Below are 18,844 nucleotides of genomic sequence, written 5' to 3'. Positions count from 1 at the left end.
GATGATTCCTTTGTTTTTTCTGCCGGCGGCGTTAACCGGCCGGCAGCGTTATTTTTTTCGACGGTAGCGCCAGAAGGGCGTGAACAGGATGAAAGCCGTTAACAGGATCAACAGCAGGGACAAGGGGGAGTCGGCCAGCGTCGCCGGATTGCCGTTGCCCAGCGTTAACGCCAGATTGAGCTGGGTTTCCGCTATCGGCCCCAGCATCACGCCGAGAATGATCGGCGCGCTCGGGTAGTCGAGCTTTTCCATGAAGTAAGCGACGATGCCGATGCCGAAAAACAGGTAAAGATCGAATTGGGCGTTGTTGACCGCATAAATGCCGACGGTAATAAACAGCATAACGATCGGCGCCAGCAGAACCGCCGGCAGCCGCAGCGCCTGACCGAAAATCCGCGTGGCGGTCAACCCGCCGACCACGGCCAGCAACAGGGCGGACAGCAGCATTTGCAGCATAAAGCCGTAAACCACGTCCGGGTGTTCCTGAAATAGCTGCGGGCCGGGGCGTAATCCCTGCACCAGCAAGCCGCCCAGAATGACCGCCGCGACGCCGGAACCGGGAATGCCCAGCGTTAAGGCGGGAATCAGCGAGGACGCGTTATCGGCGCCGTTTCCCGCTTCCGATGCCGCCACCCCTTTCGGATTCCCTTTCCCGAAGCTGTCGGGATCGTCGTCGCGCCGTTTGGCGTCGTTATAGGCGAGGTAGCAGGACATGCTGCCGCCCGCGCCGGGCAGGATGCCGATCACAATGCCGATAAACGAACTGCGCAGCCAGACCGGCATAAACTGTCGCCATTGCGCCAGCACGGAGCCCTGACGCTTCAGCTTTAACAGATGGCCGGAGAGACCGGCGGCGGAGGCGTGTTCAAACATATGGATGACCGGCGGGAAGGCGAACAGCGCGGTCAGCAACACCACCAGATCCAGCCCTTCGGCCAACTCCAGCAGGCCGAAGGTAAAGCGCTCGTCGCCGGTGGAGATATCCTGCCCGATGGTGCCGATCGCCAGTCCCAGCAGGGCGGCGATCGCGCCCTTGAGAAAGTCGTCGCCCAGCAGCGAGGTGACGGTGGCCAGACCGAGCAGAGAGACCCAGAAGTAGTCCGCCGGCGAGAAAAACAGACCGATCTTCGCCAGTCCCGGCGCAAACAGGATCAGGGCGATGGCGGACAGCACGCTGCCGATCACGCCGGAAATAACCGCCACCTGTAATGCATAGGCGGCCTTGCCCTGACGCGTCATGGCATAGCCGTCCAGTACGGTGGCGACCGACGCGGGCGTTCCCGGAATACGCAGCAGAATCGCCGGAATGGCGCCGCCGTAGCTGCCGCCGTTATACATACCGGCCATCATGCCCAGCGCGAAGAGGGGATCGACGCCGAACGTCAGGGGAATGAGAACGGCGATACCGGTGGTGACGGTCAGTCCCGGCAGCGCGCCGACCACCAGTCCCGAGACGGTTCCCAGCAGAACCGCCAGCAGATTGGACGGCGCCAGCACATGCGGCAGGGCGCTGAGCAGGGCCTCGATCATAACGCGCGCTCCAGCAGGGATTCGACAATACCCGGCGGCAGCGGCCGATCCAGCAGGATGCGAAACACCGTCACAATCAACAGCAGCGAGCCCGTTACGCTGGCGAAAATCGGCCACAGACGCCGATACCCCGCCAGCAGCGGCAGCATGACGCCAAACAGCAGGCTGGCGGCGATATAACCGATCGCATTCATCAGCAGAATATAGGCGGCGACCATCAGGAAGCCGATCGCCACCCTGAGCGGCGCGTCCAGCAGTCGCCGCGGCGCGCCGTTTTCATGCGTCCGTCGCCGATAGAGCCGGATCGCCTGAGCCAGACCGCCGAGCGCCAGCAGCATCGCCAGCGCGCGCGGGAAGATCGCGCTGCTCGGGCTGTATGCCGCCGCGCCGACGTAGATGCCCGCGGCGATCGCTATCCACAGCAGGGCGAAAAAAAACTCGGTATGCCAGCGGGATGGGTTCAATTTCAGCGCCATGGCGTGATTTTCCAGGTTTCGGCCAAATCGCCGTTAACACGCTGAATCAGTTTGCCGTAGCCCTGAGCGTCCAGATAATTCAACGGGATTTCGGCTTTCTGCGCGGCGGCCAGATACTCAGGATCGTTGATGACGTCGTGCAGGGCTTTTTCCAGCCGGGCGACGATTTCCGGCGGCGTGCCTTTGGGTGCGGCGATGCCGCGCGACGCCCCGGCCACCAGATCGATATGTTGTTCGCGGAAGGTCGGCGCGTCTTTTAACCACGGCGAGCGCTGCTCGGCCATAACGCCCAAAATGCGTATTTGGCCTTCCCTGACCAGCGGCAGAGCTTCGCTGAGATTCATGGTCGCCGCCGGAACGTGGTTGCCCAGCACCGCCTGTCGCACGGGCGCGGTGCTGCCGAAGAACGCGGTCTTAAACCGTATGCCGGCCTGCCGGTTGAGATTGAGAATGGCGACATGTTCCGACGAGCCCGCCGCGCCGGAGGTGCCGATAACCAGCTTATCCGGCGTCTGTCGGGCCGCATCAATCAATTGCGCCAGGGTTTGATAGGGGCTTTGCTGGTTGACGACCAGAATGCCGGGGTCATAAACCAGATTGGCGATAGGCTGAAAATCATCCATGGTGTATTTCGCCTTGCCTTCCACGACCAGCGCATTGGTCGCCGGGGGATTGATCATGCCGATGGTGTAGCCGTCCGGTTTGGCGCGCGCCAGCGCCGTCCAGCCGATTTCCCCGCCGGCGCCGGGTTTATTAATGACCGCGACGCTGGCGTTTTTCGCCAGATGCTTTTCGAGATAGTGGGCGACCGAGCGGGCGGCGATATCCGTACCGCCGCCGGGCGCAAAGGCCACCAGCATTTGTATCGGTTTCTCCGGATATTCGGCCAGCGCGCCGCCGGAAAATAATGCGCCGGATACAACCAGTCCAATTACGGCTTTATTAAGGTATTGATGTTTTATTTTCATTATTACCCTCGCAATAAATATCTTTATTTTAATGGTGCTGCGGTTATTTAATGAAAGTCCTCCGCCCGCCACGGCGTTATTACGACGTGCGGATGCCTTCCGGTTGGAATAAAAATAAAATTTATTTTTGTCGTTTATTTTAAAATCGCAGAAACGGAGATTGAATATAATCCGTTACGGCGACCGTTCGCGTCTGATCATGGGGACAGCGAACCGATGAGCGGGCGGGGTTTCCGCCGGCGAATGTATCGCTGTCCTACACCGGGCTTTTCCTTCATTTTAGTGACTTAACGAAAGCATGATTTTATGGTGATCGTCGGAATGAAATAACGCGAAATTCGGCAATAATTCTCTGGCCGTATTCTCCAGCGCGTCGACAATCTGCAATACCACGGTTCGCGGCGTTTTCGCCTGCGGGGTAATCACGCCGAAATGGTACGGAATTTCGATATCCAGCTCGCGGATCGTCATGCCTTGCAGCGGCAGGCCGTAGGCGGTCACCGGCTCGGTGATGGCCACGCCCAACCCGGCCCGCACGCAGGCCAGTACATTGGCCGACGAGTTGGTCTCTATCACGTAGCGCGGCTGGATGCGGGCTTTTTTCATCGCGTCTTCAAAACGGTGGCGCAGGCGATAGGGGTTGTAGAGGGTAATCATTTTGCGGGACGCCAGATCCTGCAAACGAATTTCACTCTGCCGCGCCAGCTCATCGTCTTCACTGAGCACCACCACGCACCTTGATTGTCCAATCCAGTGCCGATGAACGTTTTTATGATCCAGCGGCAGGCTGCTGATGGCGAGATCGGCGCGTCCGTCGATCACCGCGTGCAGCGTTTGCTCCGCCGAATAACTCAGAATTTGCAACGGCGTGCTAAGTTCCACTTTGGCCAGGGCCGTCGGCAATAAGCCCGCCGCCATCGCGGGCGTGGCGGCGATGATCAGCGGTTTTTCTTCTTCTCCGGCGATTTCCTTCGCCCGTAGTTGAACCTGCCGCAGCGAAATCAAGGCGTGCTCGACGGACTCGTGCAACTGGTAAGCCTGCTCGGTGGCGGTGATGCGCGGGCCGTTGCGCAAAAACAGCGGGTAGCCGATTTTATTTTCGAACTCCTGAATCAGCCGGCTGACCGCGGGCTGCGAGCGGCGGAGGTTTTTCGCCGCGGCGGTGATGCTGCCGGAAGAAATCACCGCTGAGAACGCCTCAAGCTGACGTAAATCCAAATCTTCTAAAATCGCCGTTTTCGACATGCCGTCCATTCCTTTTCTCTTGTCCATCGCGTCGACGTTGCCGCGACTGACGCCGCGTTCACCCGTCGACCATTTTTTTAAAGCATGCGGAAACTTTTTTGACTTGTACACGCAATTTTACGCATAAGCACAGACAAATTTATTATTAAGAATTGACATACAGAGCGGTTAATAATGCGTTTTAAGCATCATTGGTTTGTCTTATCGCTACCCCCGTAGAGGGACATGGCGGGGATAATGGTTAGGGGAGAGCTGTACACATGACCACGTTGGATGGGAAAGGATTAGCGTATCTGGAAGCGCGTCTGCGGGAAGACTTGCAACTGCTGGAACTGCCGGCCAAGCCCTGGGTTCATGCGCGCAATACGGCAGGACGGTATGTCGTTGACGTCGCTATTTTAGGCGCCGGCATGTGCGGACTGGTGGCGGCGGCCTCGCTCAAGCTGCTCGGTATCGATAATGTGCTGTGTTTCGACAAGGCGCCCGCCGGACGCGAAGGGCCGTGGAAAACCTTCGCCCGCATGGAAACCCTGCGTTCCCCCAAGCAATTGGCGGGGCCGGCGCTGGGGTTGCCGGCGCTGACCTTCCAGGCCTGGTATCAGGCGCAGTTCGGCGCAGAGGCGTGGGCGGCGCTGGATAAGATCCCGCGTACCCAGTGGATGGATTATCTGATCTGGTATCGCCAGGCGCTGAATATTCCGGTGTTAAACGAGACGGAAGTAACGCTGTTGCAACCGGCGGAAGACGATCTGATCGAGGTGGAAACCTATAATCGGGTTACGCAGGAAACGCGGCGTTATCTGGCTCGCCGCGTGGTGCTGGCCAGCGGCCGCGACGGTCTGGGCGGCCCCTACGTGCCGGATTTCGCGCAGGCGCTGGCGAGAAAATATTGGGCGCACTCGGCCGACGATATCGACTTCGCCGCGCTGGCGGGCAAGCGAGTGGGCGTGATCGGCGCGGGCGCCTCGGCGATGGATAACGCCGCCACCGCGCTCGAACACGGAGCGGGTCAGGTCGACTTGTTCATTCGCCGTCAGGATCTGCCGCGCATCAACAAGTTCACCGGCATCGCCAGTCAGGGCGTGGTGCAGGGATTTCTTGGCCTGAGCGATGCGTGGAAATGGAAGTTTCTCTCCACCACGCTGGCGGCGCAGACCCCGCCGCCGCGCGACTCCACGCTGCGCGTGTCGCGCCATGCCAATGCCTTCTTTCATCTCAACAGCCCGGTCACGGCGCTACGGGAAACGGCGCTGGGCGTAGAGCTGACCACGCCGGCAGGCAGTTTCCCGCTGGATTTCATTATTTTCGCCACCGGATTTCGCGTCGATTTATCCCATCGGCCCGAGCTGCGTCTTTTCGCCGACCAGATCGCCTTCTGGCAGGACCGTTTTACGCCTGAATCCGGCGAGGAGAATGGCGAACTGGCGACGTCGCCCTATCTGGGGCCGGCGTTCGAATTCCAGCCGAAAATCCCCGGCCGATGTCGGTGGCTGACGCGCATCCACAGTTTTAACTATCCCTCGACCCTGACGCACGGCAAGTTGTCCGGCGATATCCCGGCGGTCAGCGAGGGCGGACGGCGGCTGGCGCAGGGCATCGCCCGCAGCCTGTTTGTCGAAGATCGGCAGAAACATTACGACGACCTGCTGGCGTTCGATACGCCGGAGTTGCAGGGCGATGAATGGCGCAACGCGGAAGAACGGGATCATGGCTAACCACGCGACACAACGTATTACGCTCAACGGCGCCGCCTTCACTTACGCGCTGGCGGGCGATGAGCATTCGGAAACGGTGGTGGTGCTGCACGGCGGCCGCGGCATCGGCGATCATCGCGGCGATTTTAATGCTTTCCTGCCGCTGGCGGACCGTTATCGCCTGTTGGCTTACGATCAGCGCGGCTGCGGGCAATCCAGCCTGACGCCGCCGTTTACCTTCGATCAGTTGGTCGACGATCTTGAAGCCTTCCGGCAGCGTCTGGCCGGCGGCGGCAAAATCACGCTGATCGGCGGCTCTTTTGGCGGCATGATCGCCCTGAGCTATGCGGTGAAATACCCGCACGGCCTGAATCATCTGATTCTGCGCGGCACCGCGCCCAGCCATCATCACGAGGCGGAAGCCATCGCCAATTTCAAGGCGCGCCTGCATAAAGCGCCTTGCGCATCGCTGGGGATGATCGACAAGCTGTTTTCCGATCGGGTGGTGGACGACACGGAACTGCGGCTGATATGGCTGGCGTTGCAACCGCTCTATTACGAACGGTTCGACGCCGACGCGGCGCTGGAGCGCACGCGCACCCTGGCGTTGCATGCGCAGACCCACAATGCGCTGTTTGCCGACAAGGCTTACGACCTGCGCGCGCGGCTGGCGGATATCAAGACGCCGACGCTGGTTATCGTCGGCGGCAATGACTGGATTTGCCCGCCGTCGCAGTCGCGCCTGATTGCCGACGCCATTCCGGCGGCGCGCTACCTGGAGATCGCCGGCGCCAATCATCCGGTACACATTGAAGCCAATCAGCGGGTGCTGGCGGAAATCAGGGCGTTCCTCGCGGGAGGCGCTGATTGATGTCGCGCTATATTCTGGCCCGGCTGACGGAGGCACTGGTGGCGATTTGGGGCGTGGTCACCCTGGTTTTCTTTGTCACGCGCGTACTGGGCGATCCTACCGTGCTATTGCTGCCGGTGGGCGCCGGTCAGGCTGAACTGGACGCCATGCGCCACAGTCTGGGACTGGACCGTCCGTTGCTGGAACAGTACTTCCATACGCTCTGGGCGATGCTGCACGGCGATTTCGGCACCTCTTTTCAATATATGCAGCCCGCGCTGTCGGTGGTGTGGCGGCATATGCCCGCCACCATGACATTGGCGGGAACGGCGCTGTTTTTCGGCGTGGCGTTCGGCGCCGTCGCCGGCGCGATCGCCGCGCTGATGCGCGGCACGCTGGCGGAATTCATCGTGATGGTCGCCGCGCTGCTGGGGCAGGCGACGCCGGTATTCTGGCTCGGCATCATGCTTATCCTGTTTTTCGCCGTCAATCTCGGCTGGTTTCCCACCGGCGGGTCCGGCGGACTGGCGCATCTGGTGCTGCCGGGCGCGACGCTGGCGGTGTTCGTCACCGCGTCGATTGCGCGTCTGCTGCGCTCTTCCTTACTGGACATCCTGCGCGAAGACTATGTGCGCACGGCGCGCGCCAAAGGGCTGTTGCCCCATACGGTGTTCATCTGGCATGTCGCGCGCAATGCGTTGATCCCGGTGGTGACGATGATCGGCATTATCGCCGGCGAACTGCTGGGCGGCTCGGTGGTGACGGAGACGGTCTTTGCCTGGCCGGGCGTGGGGCGGCTGATTGTGCAGGCCATACAGGTACACGATTTTCCGGTGATTCAGGCCGGCGTGGTGCTGGTGGCGGTCATTTTTGTGGCGATCAATTTCATCGTGGATTTGCTCTACGGCGTGCTCGATCCCCGTATTTCCCGGCGACGCTAAGGAAACCTTGTGATGCGATCTTTTTTCTGCGCGCTGAGCCGAAACCGTAGCGGGATGGCGGGTTTTATTCTGCTGGTTGTCCTGCTGCTGCTGGCGCTGTTCGGCCCCTGGCTCGGCCTGATGCCGCCGACCAAATCCAATTTGCTGATGCGGATGCAGCCGCCGACCTGGAGCGGGCTGTTTTCTCCCGGCCCTCATCCGTTCGGCACCGACGAACTGGGGCGCGACGTGCTGTCGCGCATTATCTATGGCAGCCGCATCACCCTGACGATCGCTTTTATCGCCGTGGTGCTGGGGGGCATGGTGGGCGTGCTGTTCGGCATTGTGGCGGGCTATCGCGGCGGCATGGTGGACCGGCTGTTGATGCGGGTGGTCGATATCCAACTGGCGCTGCCGCTGATGCTGCTGGCGTTACTGATCGTCGCCGCGTTCGGCCCCTCGATCCAGAACCTGATTCTGGTGCTGGCGCTGACCAGTTGGATCCGCTATGCGCGCATTATTCGCGGTCAGGTGCTATCGCTGCGCGAGCAGGAATTTATTCTGTCCGCCCACGCCATCGGCGCCAGCGGCTGGCGCATCATGTGGCGGCATATTTTACCCAACGTGCTGACGCCGGCGCTGGTGGTGGCGACGCTGGAACTGGCGCGCCTGATTATCATGGACGCGGCGCTGTCGTTTCTGGGGCTGGGCGTTCAACCCCCCAATCCGAGCTGGGGACGCATGCTGGCCGACGGGCGGGTGTATATCTCTTCCGCCTGGTGGATCGTCACCTTTCCCGGTCTGGCCATTCTGTTTACCGTCTTGAGCGTCAATCTCCTGGGAGACTGGCTGCGTGACTACTTTGACCCGAAATTGAGGACGCAACGATGAGTTCAGCGCTTAACCCTTCAGGAACATCTTCCGCGCCGCCCGCCCGGCTGAGCCGCGTCAAACGCATGCTGGCGGAGCGGCAGATTGACGTAGCGGTATGTTTTAAACCGGAAAACAGTTTTTATCTCAGCGGATTCAATCCGATTATCTATTCGCATCCGGTTATCAGCATTGTGGCCGCCGGACGGGATCCCATCATGCTGGTGCATGCGCTGCGCGACGATCACGGCCGGGCCAGCGCCTGGGTGACGGATATCCGCCTGTACGGCGCCTGGTCGACCAAAGTCACCATGGGGCCGGACTGGCTGGCGGCGCTGGCGTCGATATTGCAGGAACTGGGCGTGGCGGCGGGCCGCGTCGGCATCGAAGAGGATTTCCTGCCGTTGCGGCGTTTCGCCCAGTTGCAAAAGGCGTTGCCGCAGGCCGCGTTTACCGATGTTTCGGCGCTGCTTGAGCGGGCGCGGCTGATTAAAGACGCCGATGAAATCGCGCACGCGCGCATCGCCGCGCGTATCGCCGATCGGGGAATGGAGGCCGCGATTGATGCGATTGCCGGCGGCGGCAGCGAACGCGAGATCAGCATCGCCTCGATGGCGGCGATGAACCAGTTCTGGGCGCAGCGCTATCCGCAGGTGGAAGTGTGCGATTTCGGTTCGCTGGAAGGGGGCGTGCAGAACGGCCTCTGGACCTGGGCGCTGGCGGGCGAACGCCTGTTTTATAACTGCGATAACCCGACGGCGCGCAAGCCGCTGCGCGGGGAAACGGTGGCGGTATTTATCTGGAGCATCGCCAACGGCATTCATGCGGAGAATGAGCGCACCATCGCCTACGGGCCGCTGTCCGCCGAGCGCCGGCGCGCCCTCGACGCCATTCTGGCTATCCGCGAGGAAGTGGACGCGCTGATCCGCCCCGGCACGCCTTACGCCGAGTTGTTCAATCAGGTGAAGGCCAAGCTTGAAGCGCGCGGTTATGGGAAATACATTCCCGGCCGCATCGGTCACGGCATCGGTCTGGGGGCGCATGAACATTCTTCGCTGGATGCCCGTTCGCCGCTGACGCTGGAGCCGGGGATGATCTTTACGTTTGAACCCAATCTGCGTATCCCCGGCGTGGGCGGCACCCAGATCTCCGACACCATTCTGATCACCGACACCGGGCGCGAGTACCTGACGCAATCCACCGGCGGCTATATCGAGGTGTAAACCGTGGCGACGCTACTGGAAGTGAAAAACCTGACCGTGGTATTCGATACCCCCGCCGGGCCGGTACACGCGGTGAATGAGGTGTCCTACGCGCTGCAAGCCGGCGAAACGCTGGGCATCGTCGGCGAGTCCGGTTCAGGCAAAAGCGTGCATGCGCTGGCGATGACCGGCCTTATCGCCTCGCCGCCCGGACGGGTGGTGAGCGGCGAGGTGTGGTTTGACGGCCGCAACCTGCTGACGCTGTCGAAGCGGCAAATGCTGGATTTGCGCGGCAAGGAAATCGGCTTTGTGTTTCAGGATCCGATGACTTCGCTGAATCCGGTACTGACCGTTGAACGGCAGATCGCCGAGCCGTTACGGCGTCACTTAGGCTTGTCGGCAAGGCAGGCGCGCAACCGGGTGGTCGAACTGCTGGATTTGGTCGGCATCGTCGAGCCGCACAAGCGCCTTGACCATTATCCGCACGAATTCTCCGGCGGTATGCGCCAGCGCGTGATGATCGCCATCGGCGTCGCCTGTAATCCCAAACTGTTGATCGCCGATGAGGCGACCACCGCGCTGGATGTGACCATTCAGGCGCAAATCCTGGATATGGTGCGCAACCTGAAAAAACAGATCGGCACCACCGTTATCTGGATCACCCATGACATGGGCGTGGTCGCCGGGCTGGCGGATAGCGTGCAGGTGATGTACGGCGGCCGCATTATGGAGCGCGGCCCGGTGGAGGCGATTTTCAGCTCGCCGCGCAGCGCCTACACCTGGGGACTGCTTAAATCGCTGCCGACCCATGCGCGGCAAGGCGCCGGACGCCTGTATCAAATTCCCGGCAACCCGCCCGATCCCACCGAGCCGCCGGTCGGCGACCCTTTTGCGCCGCGTAATCCCTTCGCCACGCCGCGCTGTTTCGAGCAGGCGCCGCCGCTGCGCGCGGTGGCGGATAGCGCGCCCGGCCATCAGGTAGCCGCCTGGTATGATTTGCCCGCGCTGTTGGCGCGGCGGGAGGATAGGGTATGAGCGCCGTCGTGGACAAAACCCCGCTGATTCAGGTCGACAACTTATGCAAAACCTACGGCGACGAGCGCCGGCTGCTGGGGCGCGGCGGCGTACCGCTGAAGGCGGTCAATAACGTCAGTTTCGCCATTGATGAGGGCGAGACGCTGGGGCTGGTGGGCGAATCGGGGTCGGGGAAAAGCACCACCGGGCGCACGCTGCTGCAACTGGAGTCGCCGACGCGCGGCGATATCTTTTTTCAGGGCGTCAACCTTGCCGGTCTGTCGCCGCGTCAGCTCAAACCCTACCGGCGCGAGATGCAGATTATTTTTCAGGATCCCTATTCCTCGCTTAACCCGCGCATGACGGTCGGCGATTTTGTCGCGGAGCCGTTGATTGTGCATCGGTTGCTGCCGTCGAAACGACAGCGCGAAGAGCGGGTGGCGCAACTGTTCCGGCAGGTCGGTCTTGAGCCGGCCATGATGCGGCGTTTCCCGCACCAGTTTTCCGGCGGACAGCGGCAGCGGGTGAGTATTGCCCGCGCGCTGGCGCTCAACCCGCGCTTTATCGTGGCGGATGAACCCATTACCGCGCTGGATGTGTCTATTCAGGCGCAAATCGTCAACCTGTTTCAGGATTTGCAGCAACAACTGGGGCTGACTTATCTGTTCATCGCCCACGATCTGTCGATGGTGCGCTATCTGTGTCATCGGGTCGCGGTGATGCTGCGCGGCCGTATTGTGGAGATAGGCCCGACGGAAGCGATTTTCAATCATCCCCGCCACCCTTATACCCAGGCGCTGCTGTCGGCGATCCCGGTGCCGGATCCGCGGATTGAACGTCACCGTCGTCCGCTGACATTTGATGTAAATAGCCATTTACCGTCGGAGCAGGCGGTATTACAGGCCGTCGGCCCGCAACATTTCGTTCTGGGCCAATCATGAAAACCACGTTGTGGAGTAATTATGACTAAAAAATTGACTCGCTTACTGCTGGCCTCCGTGGTCAGCGCCGCGTTGGCCGCGCCGGGATTGAGCTATGCGGCGACCGCCAATATTGTTTTAAACACCACGGTAAACACTTTCGATCCGCATATGACCGCTTCCGTCGGCAGCGATCTGAGCGTACTCAGCCATATCTATCCTGCGCTGGTGCTGCGCGGCCCCGACCTGAAACTGCATCCCGAACTGGCGACCTCCTGGCAGGCGGTCGACGAAAACACCTGGCGCTTCAAACTGGTGTCGGGCGCCGCCTTTAGCAACGGCGAGCCGCTGGACGCCGAAGCGGTGAAGTGGAATCTGGATCGGGTGCGGGATCCTAAAGTGAACGCGCGCATCAAAGCCTGGTTTGCCCAGATTGCCGACGTGAAGGTGATTTCGCCCACCGAGCTGGAGATAATCACCTCGTCGCCTTACCCCAGCCTGGTCGATCAGATATCGATGTTTCTGCTGTTGCCGCCCAAGTGGGCCGGCAGTCACAATCCCGCCACGGAAACCCTGTCCGGCGGCCGCTATATCCTGAAGGAAAATGTGCCGGGCGATCATATCACGCTACAGGAAAACCCCGCTTATTTCGGCCGCAAACCGGCCTTTGACACCGTGGTGTTCCGCATTATTCCGGAGTCCGCCAGCCGGATCGCCGCGCTGTTGGCCGGCGAGGCCTCGCTGATCACCTCGATACCGCCGTCCGAACTGGCGCGGGTGAACAAGAGCGGTAAAGCCGAAGCCGGTTCGGTACCCTCGATGCGCAGCGTGATGATTAAATTCAATACCGAAAAAGCGCCGCTGGATAATAAAGCCGTGCGACAGGCGCTCAATTACGCCATTGATAAAGAAGGCATTTCGCAGGCGCTGTTCAACGGTCAGGCGGCGGTCTCGCAGTGCCAGGTGCTGACGCCGTCCTATTTTGGCTATAACCCTGAGCTGAAAGGGTATGCCTATGATGCTGAAAAAGCGCGGCAACTGTTGAAAAGCTCCGGCGCCGATCTGAGCAAATCGATCGCGCTGGATGTGCCGACCGGCACCTATCTGCAAGGCAACGAGGTGGCGCAGGTGGTGGCGGCCCAACTGTCCGAGGTGGGGTTGAAGGTGTCGATTAATGAGATGGAGTTCAGCAACTATATGAACAAGTATCTCAAAACCCACGACCTGGCGCAGACGTCGCTGTTGGCGCAGGCCTGGCCGACGCTGGATGCGGACGGACTGTTGACCCTGTTCGCTCCCGGCAACAATTACGCTTACTGGAATAACCCGGCGTTCGGACAGGCGCTGACGGAAGGGCGCGCCAGCGTCGACCCGGCGGTTCGGCTGGCGGCATACCGTAAGGCGACGCAGATTATGTGCGACGAGGCGCCGGCTATTTTCCTGTATACCCAGCCGGCCACCTACGGCGTCGCCAAGTCGGTACACTGGCAGCCGCGCGGCGATGACTGGGTACGCGCTTTTGACATGACGCCGACGGCGGAATAAGGGCGCGCGATGCATCTTTTCGCCAGCCATTTCGGCACCTATGAGGTTGAACGGGACGCGCAGGGCCAGCCGGTTTTACGGCCGTTTCGTCACGATCCGCGGCCATCGCCCGTGGGGTTGCATTATCTGGCGCTGGCGCGCAGCAAGGCGCGCATCACGGCGCCGATGGCGCGGCGCAGTTGGCTGGAGCAGGGCGCGCTGGCGTCCGACCGGTCGCAGCGCGGCAAGGAGGCGTTCGTCGCGGTCGACTGGCAAACGATCAGCCGGCGTATCGCCGATGAGATCATCCGCGTCAGGGAGCGCTACGGCAATGAAGCCATTTTCGGCGGATCTTACGGCTGGGCCAGCGCCGGCCGTTTCCACCATGCGCAAAGCCAGCTTAAGCGCTTGCTGAATCTGGCCGGCGGCTTTACCTCATCGGTCAATACCTATTCCTACGGCGCCGCCGCGGTGCTGCTGCCTCACGTTCTGGGCAAGGAATATCAGGACGCCTGCGACACCGCGCCCTCATGGAACGACATCGCCGGCCATTGCCGTCTGCTGGTGAGTTTCGGCGGACTGCGCCTGAGCAATGCGCAGGTTGAGGCGGGCGGCACCGGCGCGCATCGGGTTGAGCAATGGCTTGAGCGCGCGCAGGCGAACGGCATGCGGCTGGCGATCCTGAGTCCATCCGGGCGCGACGCGCCCGCGGGCCGCAACGTGGAACACATTGCCGTGCGGCCGAATACCGATACCGCCGTTATGCTGGCGCTGGCGCATACGCTGTTGGCGGAAGAACGGGTCGATCGCGCATTCGTCGCCCGCTGCTGCGAAGGATTCGCCGAGTTCGAAGCCTATCTTGACGGGCGGCGCGACGGCATCGTGAAAGATCTCGCCTGGGGCGAAGCCATTTCCGGCATCCCGCGCGCCAGATTGCATCGTCTGGCCCATGAGCTGACCGAACAACCCAGTTTGATTAACGTGGCCTGGTCGCTGCAACGGGCGCGTTTCGGCGAGCAGCCCTACTGGGCCGCGATCGCGCTGGCCTGTATGACCGGCGGCGTCGGACGTCCCGGCTGCGGTTTCGCCTTTGGCCTTGGCGCGGTGAATTCCGTCGGCCAGCCGGTACGCCGCTTGCGCGCGCCGGCGCTGGCGCAGGGCGAAAATCCGGTGAAACGCTTTATCCCCGTCGCGCGCATTACCGAACTGCTGGAAAACCCCGGCGGCACGCTGCGTTATAACGGCACGACGCTGCCGTTGCCCGATATCCGCCTGATTTGGTGGGCGGGGGGCAACCCTTTCCATCACCATCAGGATTTGCACCGGCTGGCTCAGGCGTTCCGACGACCGGAAACCATCATCGTCTCGGAACAGACGTGGACGGCAACCGCCCGCATGGCCGATATTGTGTTGCCCGCCGCCTTGCCGTTCGAGCGCGACGACGTGGCGGCGTCGTCACGGGATAACTGGCTGATCTACAGCCGTAAAGTGTGCGCGCCGCCGCCGCAGGTGTTGACCGACCATCAGGCGTTAACCCGCATCGCGCGGCACCTGGGCGTGGCGGAGGCATTCACCGAGGGATTAAGCGAAGCGCAGTGGCTGGAACGGCTGTATCAGGGCTATCGTCAGCATTTCCCCGAATTGCCCGACTGGCGAACCTTCCGCCGGCGCGGTTTCGCGGCGCTGGACGAGGGGGACGAGGCGCCGCATCCGGCCAACCATTTTATGCGTTTCGCCGCCGATCCGCAGGCGCATCCGTTAAGTACGCCGTCCGGGAAAATCGAGATTAGTTCCCGGCGGTTACAGGCGTTCGGCCATGACGATCTGGGATCCTTCCCGCACTGGCGCGAGCCGGAAGAGTGGCTGCTGGCGCCGTTGGCGGCGCGCTATCCGCTGCATTTGCTTTCGCCCCAGCCGGCGACCCGTCTGCACGGCCAACTGGACGCGGTGGGAGAAAGCGCGCAGGGCAAGCGCCGCGGCTATGAGGTGGTCAGCCTCTCCCCGGCGGACGCCGCGCGGGAGGGCGTAGCCGATGGGGATATCGTCGAACTGTATAACGCCCGCGGGCGCGTGCGGGTCTGCGCGCGGATCGATCGCCGACTGCTGGCCGGCGTGGCGGTATTGCCGACGGGATCCGGTTTTCGGCTTGATAGTCAGGGATGCGACGTCGGCGGCAATCCGAATACGCTGACCGCCATCCTGCCGACCTCTTCATTTTCCCAGGCGGCGGCGCCGAACTCCTGCCTGGTGGCGTTACGCCGTTGTCAGCAACAGTCAGATATTGAAGGAAACTTGTTATGAACGCGAGTGCGATGGATACGTTGGACCGGGTGGCCGGGCTGGATGAGCGGGGCGAACTCTTCGCCATACGCCGCGAGCGGCCTGAGTATGTCGCCGGCATTGAACAGTGTCGCGACAGCGTGTTGACGCCGCATGATGAGCGGCGGCTTCCCGCCGCGCTCAGAACGGCGCTGGCGGTCAGAATGGCGCGCGCGTCGGGCGCGCTGTCCCTGCAAACGCATTATCAGCAGCGGCTGGCGAGCTATGACCCCGGATCCTGGCTGCGGGATATCGCGGCGGGGAGCGCGCCGGTCGGCGCGTCGGGCTGGATTCAGGCCGTGGTCGAACATTGTGACAGGGTCACCTTTTCACCGGCGCAAAGCCGACGCCAGGACATTGAACGCCTGCTGGCCGCCGGATTGACCACGCCGCAGATTGTGGCGCTCTCGGAGCTGATCGCCTTTGTCAATTTTGAAGCGCGGGTGGCGGCCGGGTTGACGTTGCTGGAAGCCTTGCCATGATCCGCGCTCCGGTGAAAGTTAAAGTCCGGGCGTTGACCTGGTCGCCGTATCTGGCGCCGGTCGAGCTCCATGAGGCCACGCCGGCGCAACTGACGGCCATGCAGGTGACGCCTTCCAGCGGCAAAATCTCCCCCTATGTGAGGACGCTGGCGCACGACCCCGACTCTTACGTCGCCCGCACCACGCTGTTTAACGCCATTATGTACAGCCGCGGCGGGCTGGGTCGCGCGGAGCGGGAACTGGGCGCGCTGGTGGCGTCGGCGGTCAACGGCTGCGCCTACTGCGGTTCGGTGCATGCCCGGCGCTATGAGGCGCTTTCCGAGCGCAATGATGTGGTCAGCACGATCTACACGCAGGGCGTGAACGTTAAGTTTGACGAGCGCACGCAGGCGATCGTCGATTTTTGCCGGGCGCTGTCGCAAACGCCGATCGCCGTGGCGGCGCACCACGTTCAGGCGTTGCTGGCGCAGGGGTTCAGCAAGGCGGAGATCGTCGATCTGCTGCATTCGGCGGCGATTTTCGGCTGGGCCAATCGCCTGATGCATACGCTCGGCCATGCGCAATAACGGGACGGGCGGCCCGCCGTCCTCCGCTTTCTCTTTGATCTCTCACACAGAGATATGCGATTGACGCACAAACTATTTACTAATTATCGTTTGGGATTATGCGGGATGTTCGTTAGGTTAGTCGTCTGTCTAAGGGCGATGAATAAGAGATAATATGATGAGTAGTTTAAGTCCGGTAGTCGATCATGTAGTGATCAACGTCGCGCAACATCTTGATGAGGCGCGCACCCAGTTTCAACGTCTGGGGTTTCAGTTAACGCCGCGGGGGCATCATTCCCTGGGTTCCAGCAATCATTTGGCGATTTTTAAACAAAACTATCTCGAACTTTTGGGCTATGAGCCGCATAAAGAGAATAATCGCATGGATTTGAAGGATACGCCGTTAGGTCTTGCCGGTCTGGTGTGGAAAACCCAGGATAGCGATGCGGTTTTCCAACATCTGGTGGCGACCGGACTGGCCGGCGATCCGCCCGCCTCGTTTTATCGTCCGGTCGAGTTGCCCGACGGCAGCCGTCCCGAGGCCCGTTTTCGTACCGTTCGTCTGGCGGCGGAGCGGGTACGCAATGGACGCAGTTTCTTTTGCCAGCATGAAACCCCGGAGCTGGTCTGGCGGCCGGAATGGCAATCTCATCCCAACGGCGTGACCGATATTATCGGCTTTGTGATCGCGGCCGACGATCCGCGCGCCGTCGCCGATCTGTACGGCAGATTATTTGATCCCGCGCTTATCGAGTCGGACGGCGAGGGCGGCTACCGGCTGCCGGCGGGGCAAACCACGGTATCGTTTATCACGCCGCAACGCGCCCGCGCTTTGTACGGCGAGGTCGCAGTGGGTGAAAACGGCACCGAGCGCATGGTGGCGCTGGAGTTCGCCGTCGCGTCGCCGGCTAATAGCGCCCGCTATTTGCAACAGCAGGGGATTGCGCCTCAGGCGCGTTCGCCCGACAGCTTTTTGGTCACGGCGCAGGAAGGCTTTGACGTCGCGCTGCTTTTCCGCGCGGCCTGATCGGCGGGTAATGCCCCCCGGCACAACGGCCGGGGGAGATTAACGGCGACAGGATAGTGTGGGTCGGTGGGGGACGGATCCCCCGCAGCGGCTACTGTTCAGTCAGCTTTTGCAATGTTTTGCCGGCCAGCAGGTCGAAATAACGCGCCGCCGGCAGGATGGCCTCTTCGTCGGGATTAAAGCGCGGATGGTGCAAGCCGAATTCGCTGGCGGAGCCGATATTGACAAAAGCGCCGGGGACATGGTGCAGATAAAAAGCAAAATCCTCGCCGCCCATTTGCTGCGGTTGATCCTGTACCCGATAGCCCGCTTCGCGCGCCACCGCCTGAGTGAAATCCGCCCATTCCGCGCTATTGATAAGCGTGGGCGGGCCGGCATACCAGCGCAGCTCCGCCCGCGCGCCAAATCCGGCGGCGACGTTTTCGATCAACGCGCGCAGCTTTTGCGGGACGGCCTCCCTGATTTCCGCGCTGTGGGTACGCACGGTGCCTTCCAGCTCCACCCGTTCCGGCAGTACGTTCCAGGTGTTGCCGCCGCCGATGCGCGTCACGCTGATCAACACCGAGTCCAGCGCCCTGAAGCTGCGGCTTGGCAGCGTTTGCAGCGCGGTGATGATATGCGCGGCCACCACGATGCTATCCACGCCCTGTTCGGGATAAGCGGCGTGCGCCCCCTTGCCATTCACCAGAATTTCGAAACGATCGACATTGGCATGCATCGGCCCGCTGCGGGTGGAAAAGGTACCCACCGGCAGCGCGGGGGCGTTATGCGCGCCGAATATCACGCTGACGTCTTGCAGCGCGCCGGCGGCAATCAGCTGGCTTGCGCCATTGAAGGTCTCTTCCGCCGGCTGGAACAGAATGCGGACGTTGCCCGCCAACTGCGCTTCGCGCGCTTTCAGCAGCAGGGCGGCCCCCAGCATAATCGACGTATGGGTATCGTGTCCGCAGGCATGCATCACGCCTTTATGGCGCGAAATAAACGGCTGCGTGGTCTGTTCATCTATCGGCAGGGCATCAATATCCGCCCGTAGCGCGATGGTGGGGCCGTCATGACGGCCGATTTGCGCCACGACGCCGGTTTTCAGCGGCAGCGGCAGGATATCGATGCCGGCGGCGCGTAACCAGGCGGTAATTTTTTCGGTAGTGCGGAATTCATGATTGGAAAGCTCCGGATATTGGTGCAATTCCCGGCGCCATGCGATGAGTTTTTCAGCCAGAATATCGGTCATATAGCGATTTTTTATTAATAAAACAAG

Annotated in this window: 17 protein-coding genes; 12 read left to right on the top strand and 5 right to left on the bottom strand. The window is 61.5% G+C overall.

Annotated elements, in window-relative coordinates; genetic code table 11:
- Positions 1–48: 48 nt before the first annotated feature.
- The 4 genes from ABRZ26_RS04180 to ABRZ26_RS04165 form a co-directional block, all read right to left on the bottom strand.
- Positions 49–1,530: a tripartite tricarboxylate transporter permease gene (locus tag ABRZ26_RS04180; RefSeq protein WP_319603006.1), complete on the bottom strand. Its 1,482-nt coding sequence runs from the start codon at positions 1,528–1,530 to the stop codon at positions 49–51.
- A complete protein-coding gene (locus ABRZ26_RS04175; protein ID WP_319603005.1) occupies positions 1,527–2,006 on the bottom strand; it encodes a tripartite tricarboxylate transporter TctB family protein in 480 nt (159 codons plus the stop codon). Before ABRZ26_RS04175 ends, ABRZ26_RS04180 begins: the two co-directional genes overlap by 4 nt.
- Positions 1,997–2,974: a tripartite tricarboxylate transporter substrate binding protein gene (locus ABRZ26_RS04170; protein ID WP_319603004.1), complete on the bottom strand. Its 978-nt coding sequence runs from the start codon at positions 2,972–2,974 to the stop codon at positions 1,997–1,999. Before ABRZ26_RS04170 ends, ABRZ26_RS04175 begins: the two co-directional genes overlap by 10 nt.
- A 279-nt stretch (positions 2,975–3,253) precedes the next feature.
- Positions 3,254–4,219 carry a LysR family transcriptional regulator gene (locus tag ABRZ26_RS04165; protein WP_319603374.1) on the bottom strand — a complete coding sequence of 322 codons (966 nt, stop codon included), beginning with the start codon at positions 4,217–4,219 and terminating at the stop codon, positions 3,254–3,256.
- A 260-nt stretch (positions 4,220–4,479) separates the two neighbouring features.
- Here ABRZ26_RS04165 and ABRZ26_RS04160 point away from each other — a divergent pair, with 260 nt between their 5' ends.
- From ABRZ26_RS04160 to ABRZ26_RS04105, 12 genes are all read left to right on the top strand, one after another.
- Positions 4,480–5,934 carry an NAD(P)-binding domain-containing protein gene (locus tag ABRZ26_RS04160; protein ID WP_319603003.1) on the top strand — a complete coding sequence of 485 codons (1,455 nt, stop codon included), beginning with the start codon at positions 4,480–4,482 and terminating at the stop codon, positions 5,932–5,934.
- Entirely contained in the window at positions 5,927–6,784 is an 858-nt protein-coding gene (locus ABRZ26_RS04155; protein WP_319603002.1) for an alpha/beta fold hydrolase, read from the top strand. The genes ABRZ26_RS04160 and ABRZ26_RS04155 overlap by 8 nt, the downstream gene beginning before the upstream one ends.
- The gene (locus ABRZ26_RS04150) at positions 6,784–7,704 is read left to right on the top strand and encodes an ABC transporter permease (RefSeq protein ID WP_319603001.1); all 921 of its coding nucleotides are present in this window, start codon (positions 6,784–6,786) and stop codon (positions 7,702–7,704) included. The genes ABRZ26_RS04155 and ABRZ26_RS04150 overlap by 1 nt, the downstream gene beginning before the upstream one ends.
- A gap of 12 nt (positions 7,705–7,716) precedes the next feature.
- Positions 7,717–8,574 carry an ABC transporter permease gene (locus tag ABRZ26_RS04145; protein ID WP_319603373.1) on the top strand — a complete coding sequence of 286 codons (858 nt, stop codon included), beginning with the start codon at positions 7,717–7,719 and terminating at the stop codon, positions 8,572–8,574.
- Positions 8,571–9,776, top strand: a complete 1,206-nt coding sequence (locus ABRZ26_RS04140) for a M24 family metallopeptidase (RefSeq protein ID WP_319603000.1) — start codon at positions 8,571–8,573, stop codon at positions 9,774–9,776. The genes ABRZ26_RS04145 and ABRZ26_RS04140 overlap by 4 nt, the downstream gene beginning before the upstream one ends.
- Positions 9,777–9,779: 3 nt before the next feature.
- On the top strand, positions 9,780–10,790 hold the full coding sequence (locus ABRZ26_RS04135) for an ABC transporter ATP-binding protein (RefSeq protein ID WP_319602999.1): 1,011 nt from the start codon (positions 9,780–9,782) through the stop codon (positions 10,788–10,790).
- Positions 10,787–11,710, top strand: coding sequence for an ABC transporter ATP-binding protein (locus ABRZ26_RS04130; protein ID WP_319602998.1), 924 nt, complete (start codon positions 10,787–10,789; stop codon positions 11,708–11,710). Before ABRZ26_RS04135 ends, ABRZ26_RS04130 begins: the two co-directional genes overlap by 4 nt.
- Before the next feature lie 21 nt (positions 11,711–11,731).
- Positions 11,732–13,234, top strand: a complete 1,503-nt coding sequence (locus tag ABRZ26_RS04125; protein WP_319602997.1) for an ABC transporter substrate-binding protein — start codon at positions 11,732–11,734, stop codon at positions 13,232–13,234.
- A 9-nt stretch (positions 13,235–13,243) separates the two neighbouring features.
- Positions 13,244–15,514 (top strand): molybdopterin-dependent oxidoreductase, encoded by a 2,271-nt coding sequence (locus tag ABRZ26_RS04120; protein ID WP_319602996.1) that lies wholly within the window; start codon positions 13,244–13,246, stop codon positions 15,512–15,514.
- Positions 15,511–16,014, top strand: coding sequence for a CMD domain-containing protein (locus ABRZ26_RS04115; RefSeq protein ID WP_319602995.1), 504 nt, complete (start codon positions 15,511–15,513; stop codon positions 16,012–16,014). The genes ABRZ26_RS04120 and ABRZ26_RS04115 overlap by 4 nt, the downstream gene beginning before the upstream one ends.
- The gene (locus tag ABRZ26_RS04110) at positions 16,011–16,580 is read left to right on the top strand and encodes a peroxidase-related enzyme (protein WP_319602994.1); all 570 of its coding nucleotides are present in this window, start codon (positions 16,011–16,013) and stop codon (positions 16,578–16,580) included. Before ABRZ26_RS04115 ends, ABRZ26_RS04110 begins: the two co-directional genes overlap by 4 nt.
- Positions 16,581–16,734: 154 nt before the next feature.
- Positions 16,735–17,586, top strand: coding sequence for a VOC family protein (locus ABRZ26_RS04105; protein WP_413556113.1), 852 nt, complete (start codon positions 16,735–16,737; stop codon positions 17,584–17,586).
- 91 nt (positions 17,587–17,677) lie between these two features.
- On the opposite strand, the gene ABRZ26_RS04100 is transcribed toward ABRZ26_RS04105, so the two are convergent.
- Positions 17,678–18,817: an amidohydrolase gene (locus ABRZ26_RS04100; RefSeq protein ID WP_319602993.1), complete on the bottom strand. Its 1,140-nt coding sequence runs from the start codon at positions 18,815–18,817 to the stop codon at positions 17,678–17,680.
- Positions 18,818–18,844: the final 27 nt, after the last annotated feature.

Source organism: Brenneria sp. L4-2C, from assembly GCF_040240335.1.
Classification (GTDB): domain Bacteria; phylum Pseudomonadota; class Gammaproteobacteria; order Enterobacterales; family Enterobacteriaceae; genus Brenneria.
The sequence above is the reverse complement of the archived record's forward strand: the minus strand, read 5'-3'. Positions and strand labels throughout refer to the sequence as shown.

What these genes read in the sequence shown, in the direction of transcription:
- ABRZ26_RS04180 (WP_319603006.1), bottom strand. Translation starts at nt 1,530, where the DNA reads ATGATCGAGGCCCTGCTCAGCGCCCTGCCGCATGTGCTGGCGCCGTCC.
- ABRZ26_RS04175 (WP_319603005.1), bottom strand. Translation starts at nt 2,006, where the DNA reads ATGGCGCTGAAATTGAACCCATCCCGCTGGCATACCGAGTTTTTTTTC.
- ABRZ26_RS04170 (WP_319603004.1), bottom strand. Translation starts at nt 2,974, where the DNA reads ATGAAAATAAAACATCAATACCTTAATAAAGCCGTAATTGGACTGGTT.
- ABRZ26_RS04165 (WP_319603374.1), bottom strand. Translation starts at nt 4,219, where the DNA reads ATGTCGAAAACGGCGATTTTAGAAGATTTGGATTTACGTCAGCTTGAG.
- ABRZ26_RS04160 (WP_319603003.1), top strand. Translation starts at nt 4,480, where the DNA reads ATGACCACGTTGGATGGGAAAGGATTAGCGTATCTGGAAGCGCGTCTG.
- ABRZ26_RS04155 (WP_319603002.1), top strand. Translation starts at nt 5,927, where the DNA reads ATGGCTAACCACGCGACACAACGTATTACGCTCAACGGCGCCGCCTTC.
- ABRZ26_RS04150 (WP_319603001.1), top strand. Translation starts at nt 6,784, where the DNA reads ATGTCGCGCTATATTCTGGCCCGGCTGACGGAGGCACTGGTGGCGATT.
- ABRZ26_RS04145 (WP_319603373.1), top strand. Translation starts at nt 7,717, where the DNA reads ATGCGATCTTTTTTCTGCGCGCTGAGCCGAAACCGTAGCGGGATGGCG.
- ABRZ26_RS04140 (WP_319603000.1), top strand. Translation starts at nt 8,571, where the DNA reads ATGAGTTCAGCGCTTAACCCTTCAGGAACATCTTCCGCGCCGCCCGCC.
- ABRZ26_RS04130 (WP_319602998.1), top strand. Translation starts at nt 10,787, where the DNA reads ATGAGCGCCGTCGTGGACAAAACCCCGCTGATTCAGGTCGACAACTTA.
- ABRZ26_RS04125 (WP_319602997.1), top strand. Translation starts at nt 11,732, where the DNA reads ATGACTAAAAAATTGACTCGCTTACTGCTGGCCTCCGTGGTCAGCGCC.
- ABRZ26_RS04120 (WP_319602996.1), top strand. Translation starts at nt 13,244, where the DNA reads ATGCATCTTTTCGCCAGCCATTTCGGCACCTATGAGGTTGAACGGGAC.
- ABRZ26_RS04115 (WP_319602995.1), top strand. Translation starts at nt 15,511, where the DNA reads ATGAACGCGAGTGCGATGGATACGTTGGACCGGGTGGCCGGGCTGGAT.
- ABRZ26_RS04110 (WP_319602994.1), top strand. Translation starts at nt 16,011, where the DNA reads ATGATCCGCGCTCCGGTGAAAGTTAAAGTCCGGGCGTTGACCTGGTCG.
- ABRZ26_RS04105 (WP_413556113.1), top strand. Translation starts at nt 16,735, where the DNA reads ATGATGAGTAGTTTAAGTCCGGTAGTCGATCATGTAGTGATCAACGTC.
- ABRZ26_RS04100 (WP_319602993.1), bottom strand. Translation starts at nt 18,817, where the DNA reads ATGACCGATATTCTGGCTGAAAAACTCATCGCATGGCGCCGGGAATTG.